Here is a 15,458-nt window from a genome sequence, read left to right as displayed (position 1 = left end):
AAGCATTGCAGTGGCTGCCGCAATGCGCGAGATTCCCTTCGTCTCCATTGTCTCCTCCTCCGTATTCTTATGTCGTAGGTAAATCGTCAGCCCCGAGTTTCAGACGTGAATCGGCTCATTCCACACGCAAGCCGGCTGCTTCGATGACCTTGCGATACATCGCTGCGTCACTTCTGATCTTCTGGTCATATTGCTGTTGCGAGCCCGCCCGGATTTCCCATCCCAGCGCTTCGAGCTTCTGTTTGACGTCAGGTGACGCCATGGCCTTGGCGAGGCCGTCATGCAAGCGGTTTGCCACGCTCTGTGATGCGCCGGGTGGTAGCACGAAGCCAATGCCCACCGCTACATCGAACCCTGCAACGCCGGATTCCGCCACGCTAGGCACATTCGGCATAACAGCCGCGCGATTCCGCGTGGTAACCGCGATCAGCCGAATCTTTCCGCTATCCAGATAGGGGCGCAGTGATGACAGAGACGCGGCTGCAAGGTTGACCTCATTGGCTGCCAGCGCTACGGCGGCGGGGGATGCCCCTTTATAGGGAACGTGCGTCAGTTTCATCCCGGTCTGCTGCGCCAGAGACTCCACACTCAGTTGATGCACGCTGCCGATGCCAGTGCTGCCATAGGAAAGCGGATGCGCTTTGGCATACGCAATCAGTTCCTTGACCGAATGAATCGGCAGCGAAGCGTTCACCGCCAGGAACAGCGGCGTCGTTACCGCCTCCATGACTGGTACGAAAGGCTTGCTGACGTCGTAAGGCAACGCCTTGTAAAGACTCGGGTTAATCGACAACTGCCCAGTATCGGCAGCGAAAACGGTATAGCCGTCTGGACTGGAGCGGGCGACGAAGCTGGCCGCAACGATGCCGCCGGCACCAGGCTTGTTCTCAACCACCACAGGCTGGCCGAGCTGGATGGACAATTGCTGTCCCACCAGCCGAGAGACGGTATCCACGGCACCGCCCGGTGCCATTGGCGCAATCAGGTGAATCGGTTTCTTCGAAAGATCCTGCGCAAGGGCCGCGGTGGCGCCCAGTACAACAACAGCGATCGAGATGCCACCAATGCCCTTGCGCAGCAAACGGGAAACCAGCCTATGTGAACCCTTCAGAGGAATTGGATCTGCCTTGGACATGTGTCTTCCATCCGCGGCCCGAGAGGGCCATGTAAAATTCGGTACGGTTTGATATCGTATGTATTCATACCAGATGCTGTCAAGATGGCACGGCGCTATTTTTTTGTCAGTGGGTTGGTGGCATCGGAGCCATCACACAGAGGTCCGGCCAGGAAGGCCTCGTCGGCACTTTGAAGACGCGCGCCATAGAACGCGCGGCATCAAAGCCGAAGAGTGGATGCAAGGACGGCGATATCGCCGGTCGTGGAGACCGGTGTTTCATCGCCTGCAGGATCGCTCAAATAGCGTGCGGCCCCTTCGGGGCCGTTGCAAGAGGACGATGCACTACTGCAAGTTGTCCCAGACCTTCTTCAGAAGCGAGCGCAGCGTGGCACTTTCTTCTTTTGTCAAACCCTTGACTGCCAGCTTTTCGATCTGCGGTGCAATGGGCATTAGGACTGCTTCCAGCGAGCGCCCTGTCTCGGTCAAGTGAACATTCCAGCGGCGCTTGTCTTCGTCACTGCGCGACCTGAGAATCAAGCCCTTCTTCTCAAGCGACTCTAACAGTGCAGTCAACGATGCCTTTTCGACACGGATACGCTGCGCAAGCTCGACCTGGCTATAGCCATCTTCACGCCAAAGCGCGCGCAGCGCTGTCCATTGCGCTGGCGAAATACCGTGGTCCAGCAGGCGCTCCCCGAGTACACGGGTAAACGAGCGATGCGTGTGTCGGATCAGGTAGCCCAGTGGCTCCTGTTCTAGTTCCTCCGCGAGCGGTCTCGTGTGGTCAGTTCCGGCTGACTCATTACTGGCTTCGTCGGTATGCTTCCGGCGCACTGCACGTGGCACGGTTTTTTTTGCGTCCATGGTTTCAGCGTTGTGAAGGGAGTGATGCAGCAACTGCAATGGCAGTCATTGCAAAGTATACGCCCATACCATCGACTAACTTACGAACTGGCGTACATCCTGTACGATATGGTATCGTACCATATGATATACGTACGATCGACTTTTGGGCGCGCTACCGGGAGACCAGTACGTCGCTACGGTTGAGTCAAGTAGCAATACCCTGATGGAGGCGCAAATGAAGATTGACATACACGCGCATGTGATAGACAAGGACTACCTTGATGCCCTGGTTACGCAGATGGGGTTATCGGTATCGCGTAACGCTAGTACAGGACAAACGTTCCTTCGCAAGGGAAATACCACCGTTGCCTGGTTCCGGGATGAATTCTTCGATCCGGACGAACGTGTGCGCACAATGGATCGTCTTGGGGTCGACTTGCGGATTCTCTCGCTTTCGAGTCCCAGCGTGTATGAATGGCCGGCGCATGAGCAGGTGATCTGGGCACGCCGCATCAATGATGCAAACGCTCGCACGCGCGACTTGCATCCACAGAGATTCCGCGGACTTGCAGTCTTGCCGATGGCGGATGTAAAAGCCGCGCTGACCGAGCTGAAGCGAGCCATAGACGAGCTTGGCCTGGTTGGCATCGCGATGGGTTCCAACATCGGTGGTGCACCGCTGAATCATCGCGACTTCGAGGAGTTGTGGGCGGAGATCGACCGGCGCCGTCTGCCCGTGGTGGAACACCCGATGCAGCCGCTGGGTACGGACCACATGGATGAATTCGAACTACCGATTCGCGTAGGCTTCATCTACGAAACGACCACAGCGCTGACCCGAATGATCTACGCCGGCGTGTTCGAGCGCTATCCGAATTTCCCATTCATCGTTGCACATACGGGTGGATCGCTGCTTGGACTCCTGGAGCGCCTGGACAATGGCTATCGCATCTTTCCGGACTGCAGGGAGCACATTACACGCCTGCCAAGCGAGTTTGCGCGTCGACTCTACTACGACACCTGCTCGTTCTATGGCCCGGCCATCATGTCCGCACGCGAGATCGTTGGCGCGGAGCGGCTGCTATGGGGGGCGGACGACCCATTTATCGGTGCCGACATGTCGCATGTGACATCGCTCGCCATTCCGGAAAGAGAGAAGGATCTGATCCTGGGGGGAAATGCTGCCCGATTGTTCTCGTTGAATTGATCAAACGCATTCCACGGTCGACCCGGGTCCCGAGACGACACATCTGTTTGCCACAAGGAGTCAATAGTGAAGACTACGAACACGGCAGTCATCCGAGCTGCCAGAGCACTAATTGCCGTTCTTTTCCTGATTGCCGGGATTCGCAAACTACTTGCCTGGAATGCTACGACGGCCTACTTCAGTGCGCTGGGCATACCATTTCCCGAACTTGCGCTGCCGGTGACCATCCTGATCGAGCTCGGCGGAGCCATTGCACTGATCGCCGGCTGGCGCATCCGAGCCGTAGCCTGGGGAATGGCGGTCTTCACGCTTGGCAGCGCGCTCATTGCTCACCGTTTCTGGCTGGCGGACCCAGTCACGTTTGGCAATCAACTCAACCACTTCCTCAAGAATCTCGCTATCGCTGGAGGCTTCCTGCTGCTGGCGCAGAGCGCACCGCCCGTCGAGCAGCGCGACGCATCCTAGAACTTCGTCGATTGTCTCGGCATCTCTTCCTATTCCGGAGGCTTCCGACAGTTCGTGCGCTTGAAGGGCGGCTTCTTTCTGACCCAGCAGCTTCTACGCTGGCACTGCAAACCTGCGCGCGTGACCGATGCACGAGAGAGCGTGCACCCGTTGGGGAGGCTCCCAGGGAGGGTCGCTCGAGCATGGGCGCCGCCGTTGAGCACGCGGACAGGGTGGCCGCGCCATGGACAAGCGGGATCCGCTCTCGGATGGCGCACGTGCGATTGGGCCTCCCGACCCATTCACCGACGGTAGATCGCGATACGTTTTCCGACGGCACCTGAGCTAACGTAACGCCTGCACGTATGCCAGGCCGACCGTCGAAAGGCGGTCAGCCGCCGCAGCGGCAGGGTAGGGTTAGCGTCTTCCGACTCGGTACATGCGGCTAGATCGCTATGGCGTTCATATCTTCACCGAACAGCATCAACCGCTTTGCCATTTGTCGCAGATTTTGCGGTGCTGCCGCTCGGCAAAGAACCATTCTGTTGCGCGATGCAAAGGCTTCCCCTTCCCGCTGGTTCAGCCAGGTATTTCCCCGCTCACCCCCATCGCCGGGTCGCTCACCGTATGCTTGCCCGTCTCCACCCGCCCCGCAAAGCGGCGGTAGAACGCGGGATCGCTGTCGCAGGTCACGGCAAAGTCATACCACTGGCCGCTTGCCGCCAGGGACCAGTGGCGGGAGTCGGTGCCCTTGCCGGCCACCGAGACGGGCCACGGGCCGTCCTTGCGGTAGGCCAGCGGCGTGATGGTGAAGTTGCAGGCTTTGTCGCCGGTGTTCAGCAGCTCGGCATAGACATCGCCATTGGTGATGTCGTAGCACACGCGGATCTCGGGTGCGGTCCCGGTATCGGCGATCCGGCTGGTGTCGCCCTTGATGTGCCGGTGGTAGCCGTTCGGGCCGATGACCCAGAGGTCATACATGCCGAGGTTGTCCTGGAGCGCGTTCCAGGTGTCGCTCAGCAGCTTGCCGGCTTCGACGACGTAGCGCCGTGGCAGGCGGCTGAGCTTGTAGCGGTCGTAGACGTGGAACACCGCAGCCTGCGTGCCTGTGTTGGAGAACAGGAGCTCCACTACGCCGGATGCGTTGCAGCGCGCGCTGGTGTGCAGCTCATAGGGCAGTGCGCGGGAGGGCCGCGTTCCGCTGGCCTGGATCGGCAACTGCATATCAAGCGGCAACGGCACGGCGGGCAGCGCTTGTTGCGCGCTACGCAACTGATCCGCCGCTGCGCGCGTGCTGCGGCCGTTCAGCGTGGGCAGCGCTTCGTCGTTCGGTGTCTTGAAATTGAACGCGCTGGTCAGGTCGCCGCAGACAGCGCGGCGGAACGGGCTGATGTTGGGCTCCGCGACGCCAAAGCGCGCCTCCAGGAAACGCAGCACCGATGTGTGATCGAACACTTGCGAGTTCACCCAGCCACCGCGGCTCCACGGCGAAATCGCGAACAGCGGCACGCGCGGGCCCGGGCCGTAGACGCGGCCGTCCGGCGCCGGCTGGCTGCTGCTGCCCGCCGGCGCGGGATGGCTGAAGTACTCGGCGCTCATGTCGGCATCGCTGAGCGTCGACTTCCCTGCCAGCGACAGGTCGGCGTTGCGTGACGGCGCCGACGGCGAGGGCATATGGTCGAAGTAGCCGTCGTTCTCATCGAAGTTGACCAGCAGTACGGTCTTGCTCCACACCTCCGGCACGGCAGTGAGTGCGTCCAGGACTTCCTGCAGGAACCACGCGCCCTGCACAGGGCTGGACGGCCCCGGGTGCTCGCAATAGATCGAGGGCGCATTCATCCAGCTCACCTGCGGCAATTTGCCCTCGCGGATGTCCCGTTTGAACGCATCCAGGTAGTTCTCGGGGCCGATGCCTGGCAGCGTATTGGCGATGCCCTTGTAGAGCGGATTGGCGACGTTGTCCGTGGCAGCATCGTAGGCGTGGTACGGCAGGGCCTGGCCGGTATTGGCATAGGGTACGCCGGGTGCGCCGCCACTGGATACCGGGAAGCCGGACGCAATGTTGGCGAGGCGGAACGGTCGGAACGCGCCCAGCATGTTGTCGCCCCATTCGTCCGGCATGTTCTGGTACGAGATCCAGTTGATGCCTGCTTCTTCCAGGCGTTCCGCATAGGTTTTCCAGCTGTAGCCCCTGTTGGCCGTGGCAGGCAAGCCGTCGATCCAGTCCCACTCGTTATTGACAAAGGCAACGCCGGCGGCGGCGCCGTTGGTTCCGGTCAGGTGGAAGGAGCGGTTGGCATCCGTGCCGGTATGCATCGAGCAGTGATACGCATCGCAGAGCGTGAACGAATTGGCCAGCGCGAACTGGAACGGGGTCTCCTTCTCCTTGAAGTACCCCATGGAAGTATCCGTCTTATGGGTTGGCCAGTTTGCCATGCGCCCGTTGTCCCAGGCCTTCTGGCTGTCTGCCCAGGCATGGGGCGTACCGGCCGCGCGCTGCGCGTTGTTGGCGCTGCCGTCCAGGTGATATGGCGTGAGCACTGCGCCGTTGGTGCGCTGCTGCTGCCATACCTTCCGGCCGTTGGGCAGCGGGATGGTGAGCCGGTCGCCGAAGCCGCGAACGCCCTTGAGTGTGCCGAAGTAGTGGTCGAACGAGCGGTTCTCCTGCATCAGGATGACCACATGCTCGACGTCCTTGATGGTCCCGGTCGCGTTGTTGGCGGGTATCGCCAATGCCTTGCGGATGCTGGGCGGAAAGGCGGCCAGTGTGGCGGCGGCAAAGCCCGTGCCGGTGACTGCCCGTAGAAAGTTGCGGCGTGAATTCATCGTCTGGATCTGGTGCTCGTTGGATTTTTAATCGTTCATCAAGGCGCGCAGCGCATTTCGCGGGCGGCCGGCTGCTCCGGGGTGCCGGGCGCTGGCGGGTTCGCGTTGGACGTATCGTTGTTGTCACCGCCGCATGCGGCGAGCGTCGCGGCAACGATCAAGGCGGCAAGCATTCTTGCAAGGCGCTTGGGAGGCATGGGATTCTTTTGAATGTGAAAGAAATAAGACTGCTTATTTGCAAATAGAGACAATTGGAAAGCCGCGAGTGTAGGTCCGCGCTGTGACACGGGCATGACCCGGCGCAAGGGAGGGAGGCATTTTCAACTTGCCCAGAGTGAGACATGACGGCAGCGGGTGTAACCATCGTTCAGATGGCTAGTCGACGGATTTTTGGCGACTCTCGGCTATCCACCGAGCGGGCCCGCAGGCTGAACTTCTGCAAGACGGCCGCGCCGCTGGCGACGCTGAAAACCTCAGCGCGGGTCTTATGAGCGTGCCTGGGTTGTTCATTCAGAAATCGCTTCCGAACGCCGTGCAACTTGCTCCGCTTCCGCCTCTCCCCAGTCCGGATACAGCCGATTGTCGTTAGCCGCATACTCGATCGCTAACGGCCCTCGGTGCGGACACCTTCGGCCAGCGTGTCGAGCTTGCCGCGCATCAGCGTTTCCAGCAGCGCGGCGTCGGTCAGGCAGGTGCCGCTGTCGTCGTCGGCGAACAGGTCGCGGCGGATGCCGCCACCCGCCGCCGTGTAGGCGTCCAGCTCGACGAAATGCACCAGCGGGTGCGCGGCGTCGATTTCGCGTTCGGTCAGCCGCTCGCGCAGAGCGGATGCGCCGCGCTGCCACTCCGGCGCGCCGTAGAACACGGCTTACTGCGCGGCGTGGTCGTCGCTGATGGTCAGGGCCATCAACTGTTCCAGCGTGACGCCTCCAGCCCGATAGTCGGCCATCAGGCACGGCGAGACGTTGGCGAGCTTCAAGCGGCGCCGCACCACCGGCGGCGACACGCCGAAGTCGGCGGCAACGTCCTCGATGGAGCGGCCCTCCTTGACCAGGGCGGCGAACGTCTCGAACTGGTCGGCGGGGTGCATCTGTTCGCGCAGCAGGTTTTCAGCGAGGCTCACGGTGCGCGCGGTGTGAGCCTCCTCCTACCTCCTTGCAATGAGCCGGGATCCACCAATCAACGCACGAATCAACGTCGGAGGCAGCTTGCTTTCCGCCCACTCCCGACCCGGCGACTTCCCGTCCATCATGAATGTCCATCACGACGAGTGACGGCTTGGAGCTCCGCCTGCAAGCTCACGCGCCCCAACTTCACCGCACTTGCAAGACGATACTGGCAGAGCCGGCAGAGCCGCGCTCTCATTGCAGTGGAGTGATCTTGCGAATCGCACTGTTGCCAGCATCGGCCAAGTAGACGTTGCCGCCGGCGTCGACCGAAATACCAAAAGAGGCTTTAAACGAAGCGGTGGCACCGGCCGACCCAGATGTTGTCGGACCCGCCAGGGTCGTGACTACGCATTCGAATTCGAGATATGGCTGGACCGACATAGCGAGCCACTTCCTGCCCGTCGTCCGTTGGCTGCGTGCATCCTGGTGAGTGCGCTGATCTATGCTGTGCGCCTCGTTTGCATCGTTCTCGATATTCCATCGGAATTTGACTTTTCGACTGCCTTTTTTCTTCAGATATTCTTCAATTTCTGGATTGCACTGCTGATTGTGACGCTCGTCAGGGAGCGACACGAGGCGGGTCTTCAGCTTGCAGCGGACACCGATGCGCTGACCGGCGTCGGTAACCGCCGATGGTTCCTGGGGCGCCTTCCCCCAGCGCCGCTCGCAAACAGCGCTCTCGCGATCCTGGATGTGGACCACTTCAAACAGATCAACGACAGATTCGGACATCCTGTGGGGGACCTCGTGCTGGCGTCGGTTGCTACAGCTGTCCGAGATGGATTGCGGGAGGGGGACGTCCTTGCGCGATACGGAGGCGAGGAATTCGCGCTCTTTCTTCCGAACGTCGACGAGCAAGATGCCAGAGCGGTCGCTGAACGGCTTCGCAAGCGAATCGAAGCAATGTCCATTGTGATCGACGGCGGGCGCGTTAGCGTTACCGCGAGCATCGGTGTGGCCTGGAGCGACCGGAATGGCGGGGCGTGGGATGCCTGGATAAAAACAGCGGACAGTGCTTGTTATGCGGCGAAAGGCGGCGGGCGCAACCTTGTGAAGACGAGCGTCGTGTAGATCCAGCCACCCCAAGCTGAGGTCTGGAGCGGCATCGAGACGTCTTAACGACGCCACCCACTCGCGAGATGCAACTGAGAGGTGACTCGATGACTGCTACGTTGAAACCGGCGACTGGCCGATCAGCAACAATCCCTGTGAAAACGCGATTCGCCCGTTCTGCGTTGGGTGCCGCGGATGGCTGTTCTCGGACACCGTCGACGGCGCGAACGCGAGTGCCAATCTCTATACGCTCGTCGAGACCTGCATGGCCAACGGCACCGATCCGTACCGATACCTCACTTGGCTGTTCCAGCGTCTCCCACGGGCGAAGACCGCCGACGACTACGACGCGCTGCTTCCCTGGAAGATGCCGGCCGATCTTCGCTGATCACAAATCACGCCTCCTGTTACGCCAGCCACACCGTACCGGATAATCTGCCTGAGACGCTGGCCGTCATTTAAGCGTGTATGTCAACGTCCCATATCCCAGTTGATCGAAGCCGCCGCTGTTGGGACCGTAGTCGCCACCGCCGCCTTCCGGCGCGACCTTGCGGGCAAAAGCCTCGACGTCCGGCGCGGAGAGCCCTTTGAGCACAACGTAGTGGTTGTAGACGAGCGCCCAGATCGGACGCCCGTCACCGCGCGAATTCGGCGAGATGACGGGCTGCGTGACGTCGCTGTTCGTGTATTGCGTGTAAGGCACGTCCTTCCCGAGGTTGTATCGGGCGACGTATTCCGCTCCGCGCAGGAACCGGTTGTCGTCATATCCGTAAAGATCGTCCCCCTGGCTCCAGGCCATCTGGCAGAACGCCCCGAGCAGCGCGATATCGAGCATGGCATGCCCCTGGTCGCGCCCGCTTTCCTGCACCTGACCCAGCCCATCCGGATACAGCTTCCACACCACGTGTTCGATTGAACCGTTGCCGGCGCCATGCGTGAAATAGTCGACAGCTTGGGCATAGATGTCGTGACGGTCGGTCAGGACCCCGATTGCCTGCATGGATGCCATGTTTGCGAGATCCCAGTTGGCCCAGTAGTGATCGATCTTTGCGCCGTTGTGCCGCGCCAGGAAGTCGTGGTTCATGGGATAGAACACGCCTAGCATCATCGACTGGAAGCGCCGGAAATCGTCGGCGCGCCACAGTGGGGACGTGCGCAGGATTTCGCCGGCGTTCGCCAGCTGGTAGCCGTAAATACCGGAAGCCAGGAACCGGTCGGAACTGCCACCGATCATCGTCAGCGTGCGCGACCACGCATTCAGGACTTCTATGGCGTGTTGCGCGTAGGCGTCGTCGCCGGTGATCTTCCACCGAAGTGCAAGCGCGTAGGCCGCAGCGGCATCGTTGAAGAGCGTGGCGTAATTCTCTGCGTGGTCGGGGTTGCGTCCGCGATAGATGGCCGGCTGCGGATTCGGCTTCCAGTCGAGCGACGCATGCCGGTTGGCAACCAGGCGTTGCCAGCCGTCGAACCACGGCTGCCGCCGCGCGGCGACGTTCTCGCGCATGCGCGTGAAATCGCTCTCCGTATGCAGCAGGCCGGGGTGAACAAAAGGTGCGCCGGCCATGCGGGCGCCGGGCGCAGGCTTCGGCTGCGCGCCGGTGTGTGACTGATATGAACCGGTCACGTCAGTATGGCGCTGCGTCGCGGCGATGCACCCGCCAAGCATCAAGATGCAAAGAACGGGAATCGTGGCTGCTGCTCGCAAGGACAGACGAAATGCCATATGGCTCCGATAATGGTTGCGCCGGTCTTGCTGAGAAAGAACCAGAATGGATTCGAATAGGAACCGGCGTACGATGAACGGGCCGCTTGGAGAAAGCCGCTTTGCAACGTATGAACGGTCCTCGCGACGCTACGGTTGACAGTAAGCATGCCGTAAAGAATCGTCCGTCATCCCGGGAAGACTCATTCCGATTCTGCGCATACCGATCTAACAGGCGTCGCTTACGGACCGCATACCGATGACTCGCATGCGTGCATGCTAAGGCATTCCTGCGTTCACGGACACACCAGATGCAATCAAGTGCGTCCTGGAACTAGGCGAAAATGCTGGTAGCCGGTATGGCTGACCGAAGTCTGGTTGACCTCGGACCCACCGGCAAAAGTCGCCGACAATTGGGCTGGGTACCTGCTGACCCTTTGCGAACCCGGACAGCCACGAATGCGGAGACCCAATGTGGAAGATCACACCGGAAATGAACTGCGGCTGATGCTCGAGGGTAAGAAACCGCTCTCCATGTTCTAGTGGCTCATTCGAAGAATCATCAGAGTCAGAGTCCTGGGGTTCACGTCAAGGTATGGAGGGAGATTGTTTGCTCCTCGCAAATTGTTACGCATCGCTCTCCTTGCGCTCGCTGCTCTATGGGGCCTATGCATAGTCGGCTTTCTCCTCACTGGGAAGCCAGGATTCGTGGTACCCATGTTCCTTTCATGGATAGCACTCGCATTCTGGAACATGATGTTCGCTTGCCCAAAATGCGGCACGCCCTATCTCTATGCATTCAAAGGGCCATTTGTCTATCCGAAGCCATTGCCGAAGAAATGTAGAAAATATGGCTGGCCTACCGATACTCCGTATGACGGGCATCGTTGATGCTCGTGCCGTACGGGACGCGGCATCACCTTACTGAAGTGCGCGTTGTGGTCGGCGACGAATCGCTTAGCCACCTGAAGAGACGAATTCGAATGGCCGAAAATGTCAAAGCGGCTCTTCTACGGCCAAAACCCAGGGACGCGCCTCACGCAGCGCCGCCTGGTACGCCTCGATCTCGGCCCGGCGTTTCAAAGTCAGGCCAATGGCATCGAGCCCTTCGAGCAGCAGGGTGCGTTCGCTCGGGGGTACGATGAACGGCAAGCAGCGGCCCTGCGGGTGCCGCACCGTGCAGGACTCAAGATCGACGGTCAGCTCCAGCACCTCCCGCTCGGCTTCGGCAGCCAGCACGGCAATTTCATTCGCGGGCAGCACCACCGGCAGCACGCCATTGCGGTAGCAGTTGCTCTGGAAGATCGCGCCGAACGACGGCGCGATGACGCAGCGAAGGCCAAACTGCCGCACCGCCCAGACGGCGGCCTCGCGCGAGGATCCGCTGCCGAAGTTCTCGCCGGCCAGCAGGATCGTCGCCCGGCGGTAGGGTTCGCGATTGAGCACAAAGTCGGGGCGCTCGACACGCTGTCCGTTCCCGCTCCCGCTGGCTTCATAGCGCCAAGGCGCGAGCAGCTTCTCACCATAGCCATCTCGCCCGGGTGAGTTGATCTCGCGCGAGGGAATGAGAAGGTCGGTATCGATGTTGGCTCGCATCAGCGGAGCGGCGATTCCCTTCAGTTGGATGAACTGTTCCATGTGATGCTCCCTAGCGCAGCAGCGGGCGTGGATCGGCTATGGAGCCGGCGATGGCTGAGGCGGCCACCGTTGCCGGGCTGGCCAGGTGAGAGCGCACGCCAGGGCCCTGCCTGCCCTCGAAGTTGCGGTTGGTGCTGGTGATCACGCGGCGCCCGGGCTTGCCAGGCTGGTCGAAGTTATCGCCGCCGGCGAAGAAGCACAACGAGCAGCCGCTTTCGCGCCACTCGAAGCCTGCTTCCGTGAACACGCGATCCAGGCCCTCACTTTCTGCGGCATGCTTCACACTGGTCGATCCGGGCACCACGATGGCCTTTACACCAGGGCACACGCGTCGTCCTCGCACCACCTGCGCGGCGGCGCGCAGGTCGGGCAGGCGGCTATTGGTGCAGGAGCCGATGAAGGCCGCGTCGATGGGAGTCCCCAGCATCGGCTGCCCGGGGTGCAGCTCCATATAGCGGAGCGCGCGGTCGGCATCCGCGTCGGCGGGAGGCGGCACTGCGCCGGTGATGCCCACGACCTGGCCGGGATGGGTTCCCCAGCTCACCTGGGGAACGAGCTCCGAGCAGTCCAACTCCAGTTCCTTGTCCCAGCGCGCGTCGTCGTCCGAGCGCAGCGCGAGCCAATCCGAAACCGCTGCATCCCAGGCGGCACCTGAAGGGGCAAAGGGCCGCCCCGCCAGCCATTCGACGGTACGCGCGTCTGGCGCCACCAGGCCAGTCCAGGCGCCGAATTCGACGGCCATATTACATAGGGTCAGCCGCCCCTCCACATCCAGCGTCCGCACTGCCTCGCCCGAAAATTCGATGGCATGCCCGTCGCCACCGCTGACGCCGAACCTGCCGATCAAGGCCAGCACCATGTCCTTGGCCGACACCGCCGGCCCGAGGCGGCCATGGAACGACACCCGCATCGTCCGTGGCTTGCTTCGCACCAGGCACTGCGTGGCGACAGCGTGCTCGCCTTCGGTAGTGCCGATGCCCCATGCCAGCGCGCCGATGCCCCCAACCGTGCAGGTATGGCTGTCGCAGCAGACCAGGGTGGTGCCCGGCAAGGCGATGCCCAGCTCCGGAGAGATCACGTGCGCGATGCCTTGACGTGGAGTGCCCAGGTCGAACAGGCGGATGCCCGAGCGCAGCGTGGCGGCGCGAAAGGCCTCAATGAAGCTGCGCCCGCCCCGAACCAGCGTGTCGTCGCCCCGGCCCGGCTGAGTGTCGACGATGTGGTCCATGGTGCCGAACACAAGGCTCGGATGCGCCACGCAATGCCCCCCCTCCTCCAGGCCGGCCAGCACGCGCGGCCCGGCGCGGTCGTGCAGGAAGACCCGGTCGACATGTAGCAGCGCCTGCTCGCCATCCAGCTGCGCCACAACGTGCTGGTCCCAGATCTTCTCGATGATGTTGCGCGGTGATGCATACATAATGCCGACCTCACCGTGCGGTGCCGAGATGCTGCAGCCCGGCCAAATAGCGTTGCTCCAGCGCGAACACCTCCTTGAAGCCGACCAGCTCGAGCTGCTCGCGAAAGTCCGCCAACCGCGCGCCCGGGCCACCGGCGTAGCCGTTGGCGCGCAGCGCCGCCAGCGCGTCACGCATGCCCTGGATGGCCGCCAGCATCAGCGTGGCGGGCAGGCTCACGCGCGCGATGCCGATGCGCTGCATCTCCTCGAACGTGAAGGCCTCGGGTGACTTGCCGCCTTCGACCACATTGATCGCCACTGGCCCGCGAATTCCCTGCACGGCCTGCCGCGCCAGCTCCTTGGACGTCATTCCGTCCACGAAGATCATGGTCGCCCCGGCCTCCAGGTAGGCATTGCCGCGACGGATCACTTCCTCGATGCCGCCTACGGCAAGCGCGTCGGTACGCGCGTTGATCACGAAATCCGGATCCGTGCGCGCCTCGGCGCAAGCGCGGATCTTCTGCACGGCTTCGTCCAGCGGCACGATGGACTTGCCCTCCAGGTGGCCGCAGCGCTTGGGCATGACCTGGTCCTCGAGATTGACGCCCGCGCAGCCAATGCGCTCAAAGGCCTTGACCGCATACCAAGCGTTGACGGCATTGCCAAAGCCGGTATCGCCGTCGGCCATGACCGGCAGGTCGATGGCGTCGACTATCTGCTGCGTGGCCGCGACCATATCGGACAGCGAGAGGAAGCTGTAGTCCGGCAGCCCCAGCCGACTCACGGAAATGCCGAAGCCGGAGCACTGCACCGCGGGAAAACCCGCCTCCTGCGCGATGCGGGCGGACAGGGGGTCGAAGGCACCCGGCATGACAAGGAGTTCCGGTGCGTGGATCAGTTTCTGGAGCAATGCAGTCTTTCGCATGATGAGTCTGGCTGGTCGTGGCTCGAACAGTATGTATGCATGTTTTCATTTTTTCAAGAAATAAAGTATGCTTAAAGCATTCAATACGCCATCATGCATACATAAAACAGGAGACCTGCACATGCCTAACCTGAAATCCCTCCGCCGGACTCGACCCGTCCTGCTGCTCGCGCTCGCCGGCACCGTCTGCACCGCCTGCTTGGCCCACGCCGAAACGAGCGTTGCATGGCCCTCGCGACCGCTCTCGCTGGTCGTGCCATTCCCTGCTGGCGGGACCACTGACACGATCGCCCGCCTGCTGTCGAAGAACCTGTCCCGGCAGTTGGGCCAATCCGTGGTGGTGGAGAACAAGAGCGGCGCCAGCGGCACGCTGGGTGCCGCGCAGGTCTTGCGCGCGCCGGCGGACGGCTATTCCCTGCTGCTGGGGACGCCCGCCGAGCAGATCAACGCGCCATGGATGATGGCGCGCCCGCCCTACGATCCGGCCCGCGACTTCACGCCGGTCGGCTGCGTCAGCCGCGGCCCGAACGTGCTCGTCGTCAATTCGGCATCGAAGGCGAAGACCTTGGCAGACCTGCTGCGCATGGCACGTGCGCAGCCCGGGCAGATCAATTTCGGCAGCGCGGGCAACGGCAACACTTCCCACCTGTCTGGCGAACTATTCGCGCAGGCGACCGGCGTCGTGCTCACGCACATCCCCTATCGCGGCAATGCTCCGGCCATCGCAGACACCATCGGCGGCCAGGTGCAAATGATGTTTTCCAATCCGGCCACCGTGCTGCCCCATATCCGCAGCGGCACGCTGCGGCCGCTCGCGGTGACGTCGCGCGCGCGAATCGCGTCGCTGCCGGACGTGCCCACGCTGAAGGAATCGGGCATCCCGGTGGAGATCTATAGCTGGACCTGCATGTTTACGCGGGCCGAAACGCCGAAGGAGATTGTCGGCAAGCTGCATGGCGCCCTCGCGCAGGCGCTCGATGACGGGCAGCTCGCCCAGGCGATCGAGGCCAGCGGAGCAGAGAAATTCCCCTCGACGCCCGAGCAGACCAGCCGGTTCCTTGCCGGCGAGCGGACAATGTGGGGTAATCTCATCCGCAGCCGACACATCCACACCGACTGAATCCTCAATCCAGAA

At 61.9% G+C, this 15,458-nt stretch carries 12 protein-coding genes and 2 pseudogenes; 5 read left to right on the top strand and 9 right to left on the bottom strand.

What is annotated here, in order from left to right; all coding sequences use genetic code 11:
* Positions 1–115: 115 nt before the first annotated feature.
* Together ACYP5B_RS19180 and ACYP5B_RS19175 are read right to left on the bottom strand one after the other, a co-directional pair.
* Complete coding sequence (locus tag ACYP5B_RS19180; RefSeq protein ID WP_459570754.1) at positions 116–1,135, bottom strand: Bug family tripartite tricarboxylate transporter substrate binding protein; 1,020 nt, start codon at positions 1,133–1,135, stop codon at positions 116–118.
* Between the two features lie 324 nt (positions 1,136–1,459).
* Positions 1,460–1,981, bottom strand: a complete 522-nt coding sequence (locus tag ACYP5B_RS19175; protein ID WP_459570753.1) for a MarR family winged helix-turn-helix transcriptional regulator — start codon at positions 1,979–1,981, stop codon at positions 1,460–1,462.
* Positions 1,982–2,198: 217 nt separating this feature from the next.
* Here ACYP5B_RS19175 and ACYP5B_RS19170 point away from each other — a divergent pair, with 217 nt between their 5' ends.
* Positions 2,199–3,170 carry an amidohydrolase family protein gene (locus ACYP5B_RS19170; RefSeq protein ID WP_459570752.1) on the top strand — a complete coding sequence of 324 codons (972 nt, stop codon included), beginning with the start codon at positions 2,199–2,201 and terminating at the stop codon, positions 3,168–3,170.
* Between the two features lie 66 nt (positions 3,171–3,236).
* On the top strand, positions 3,237–3,635 hold the full coding sequence (locus tag ACYP5B_RS19165; RefSeq protein ID WP_459570751.1) for a DoxX family protein: 399 nt from the start codon (positions 3,237–3,239) through the stop codon (positions 3,633–3,635).
* Between the two features lie 558 nt (positions 3,636–4,193).
* On the opposite strand, the gene ACYP5B_RS19160 is transcribed toward ACYP5B_RS19165, so the two are convergent.
* The 3 genes and pseudogenes from ACYP5B_RS19160 to ACYP5B_RS19150 form a co-directional block, all read right to left on the bottom strand.
* Positions 4,194–6,440 (bottom strand): phosphocholine-specific phospholipase C, encoded by a 2,247-nt coding sequence (locus ACYP5B_RS19160; protein WP_459570750.1) that lies wholly within the window; start codon positions 6,438–6,440, stop codon positions 4,194–4,196.
* Positions 6,441–6,478: 38 nt separating this feature from the next.
* A complete protein-coding gene (locus ACYP5B_RS19155) occupies positions 6,479–6,691 on the bottom strand; it encodes a hypothetical protein (RefSeq protein WP_459570749.1) in 213 nt (70 codons plus the stop codon).
* A gap of 359 nt (positions 6,692–7,050) precedes the next feature.
* Positions 7,051–7,575: pseudogene (locus ACYP5B_RS19150) on the bottom strand (ParB/RepB/Spo0J family partition protein); the annotation flags it as partial.
* Positions 7,576–8,035: 460 nt separating this feature from the next.
* Here ACYP5B_RS19150 and ACYP5B_RS19145 point away from each other — a divergent pair.
* Together ACYP5B_RS19145 and ACYP5B_RS19140 are read left to right on the top strand one after the other, a co-directional pair.
* Complete coding sequence (locus ACYP5B_RS19145; protein WP_459570748.1) at positions 8,036–8,680, top strand: GGDEF domain-containing protein; 645 nt, start codon at positions 8,036–8,038, stop codon at positions 8,678–8,680.
* A gap of 97 nt (positions 8,681–8,777) precedes the next feature.
* Positions 8,778–9,050, top strand: a pseudogene (locus ACYP5B_RS19140) (transposase domain-containing protein); the annotation flags it as partial.
* Positions 9,051–9,116: 66 nt separating this feature from the next.
* On the opposite strand, the gene ACYP5B_RS19135 reads toward ACYP5B_RS19140, so the two are convergent.
* The 4 genes from ACYP5B_RS19135 to ACYP5B_RS19120 form a co-directional block, all read right to left on the bottom strand.
* Complete coding sequence (locus ACYP5B_RS19135; RefSeq protein ID WP_459570746.1) at positions 9,117–10,226, bottom strand: alginate lyase family protein; 1,110 nt, start codon at positions 10,224–10,226, stop codon at positions 9,117–9,119.
* A gap of 1,134 nt (positions 10,227–11,360) precedes the next feature.
* Entirely contained in the window at positions 11,361–12,002 is a 642-nt protein-coding gene (gene leuD, locus ACYP5B_RS19130) for a 3-isopropylmalate dehydratase small subunit (protein ID WP_459570745.1), read from the bottom strand.
* A 10-nt stretch (positions 12,003–12,012) separates the two neighbouring features.
* The gene (locus ACYP5B_RS19125) at positions 12,013–13,419 is read right to left on the bottom strand and encodes a 3-isopropylmalate dehydratase large subunit (protein ID WP_459570744.1); all 1,407 of its coding nucleotides are present in this window, start codon (positions 13,417–13,419) and stop codon (positions 12,013–12,015) included.
* A 10-nt stretch (positions 13,420–13,429) separates the two neighbouring features.
* Entirely contained in the window at positions 13,430–14,323 is an 894-nt protein-coding gene (locus ACYP5B_RS19120; RefSeq protein ID WP_459570743.1) for an isocitrate lyase/PEP mutase family protein, read from the bottom strand.
* 121 nt (positions 14,324–14,444) lie between these two features.
* Here ACYP5B_RS19120 and ACYP5B_RS19115 point away from each other — a divergent pair, with 121 nt between their 5' ends.
* A complete protein-coding gene (locus ACYP5B_RS19115) occupies positions 14,445–15,443 on the top strand; it encodes a Bug family tripartite tricarboxylate transporter substrate binding protein (RefSeq protein ID WP_459570742.1) in 999 nt (332 codons plus the stop codon).
* Positions 15,444–15,458 lie beyond the last annotated feature (15 nt).

It is taken from the genome of Cupriavidus sp. 8B (genome assembly GCF_054589115.1).
This window is presented reverse-complemented; position numbering and strand designations above follow the sequence as displayed.

Coding starts and splice junctions, on each gene's coding strand:
- ACYP5B_RS19180 (WP_459570754.1), bottom strand. CDS start 1,135: ATGTCCAAGGCAGATCCAATTCCTCTGAAGGGTTCACATAGGCTGGTT.
- ACYP5B_RS19175 (WP_459570753.1), bottom strand. CDS start 1,981: ATGGACGCAAAAAAAACCGTGCCACGTGCAGTGCGCCGGAAGCATACC.
- ACYP5B_RS19170 (WP_459570752.1), top strand. CDS start 2,199: ATGAAGATTGACATACACGCGCATGTGATAGACAAGGACTACCTTGAT.
- ACYP5B_RS19160 (WP_459570750.1), bottom strand. CDS start 6,440: ATGAATTCACGCCGCAACTTTCTACGGGCAGTCACCGGCACGGGCTTT.
- ACYP5B_RS19135 (WP_459570746.1), bottom strand. CDS start 10,226: ATGGCCGGCGCACCTTTTGTTCACCCCGGCCTGCTGCATACGGAGAGC.
- leuD (WP_459570745.1), bottom strand. CDS start 12,002: ATGGAACAGTTCATCCAACTGAAGGGAATCGCCGCTCCGCTGATGCGA.
- ACYP5B_RS19125 (WP_459570744.1), bottom strand. CDS start 13,419: ATGTATGCATCACCGCGCAACATCATCGAGAAGATCTGGGACCAGCAC.
- ACYP5B_RS19120 (WP_459570743.1), bottom strand. CDS start 14,323: ATGCGAAAGACTGCATTGCTCCAGAAACTGATCCACGCACCGGAACTC.
- ACYP5B_RS19115 (WP_459570742.1), top strand. CDS start 14,445: ATGCCTAACCTGAAATCCCTCCGCCGGACTCGACCCGTCCTGCTGCTC.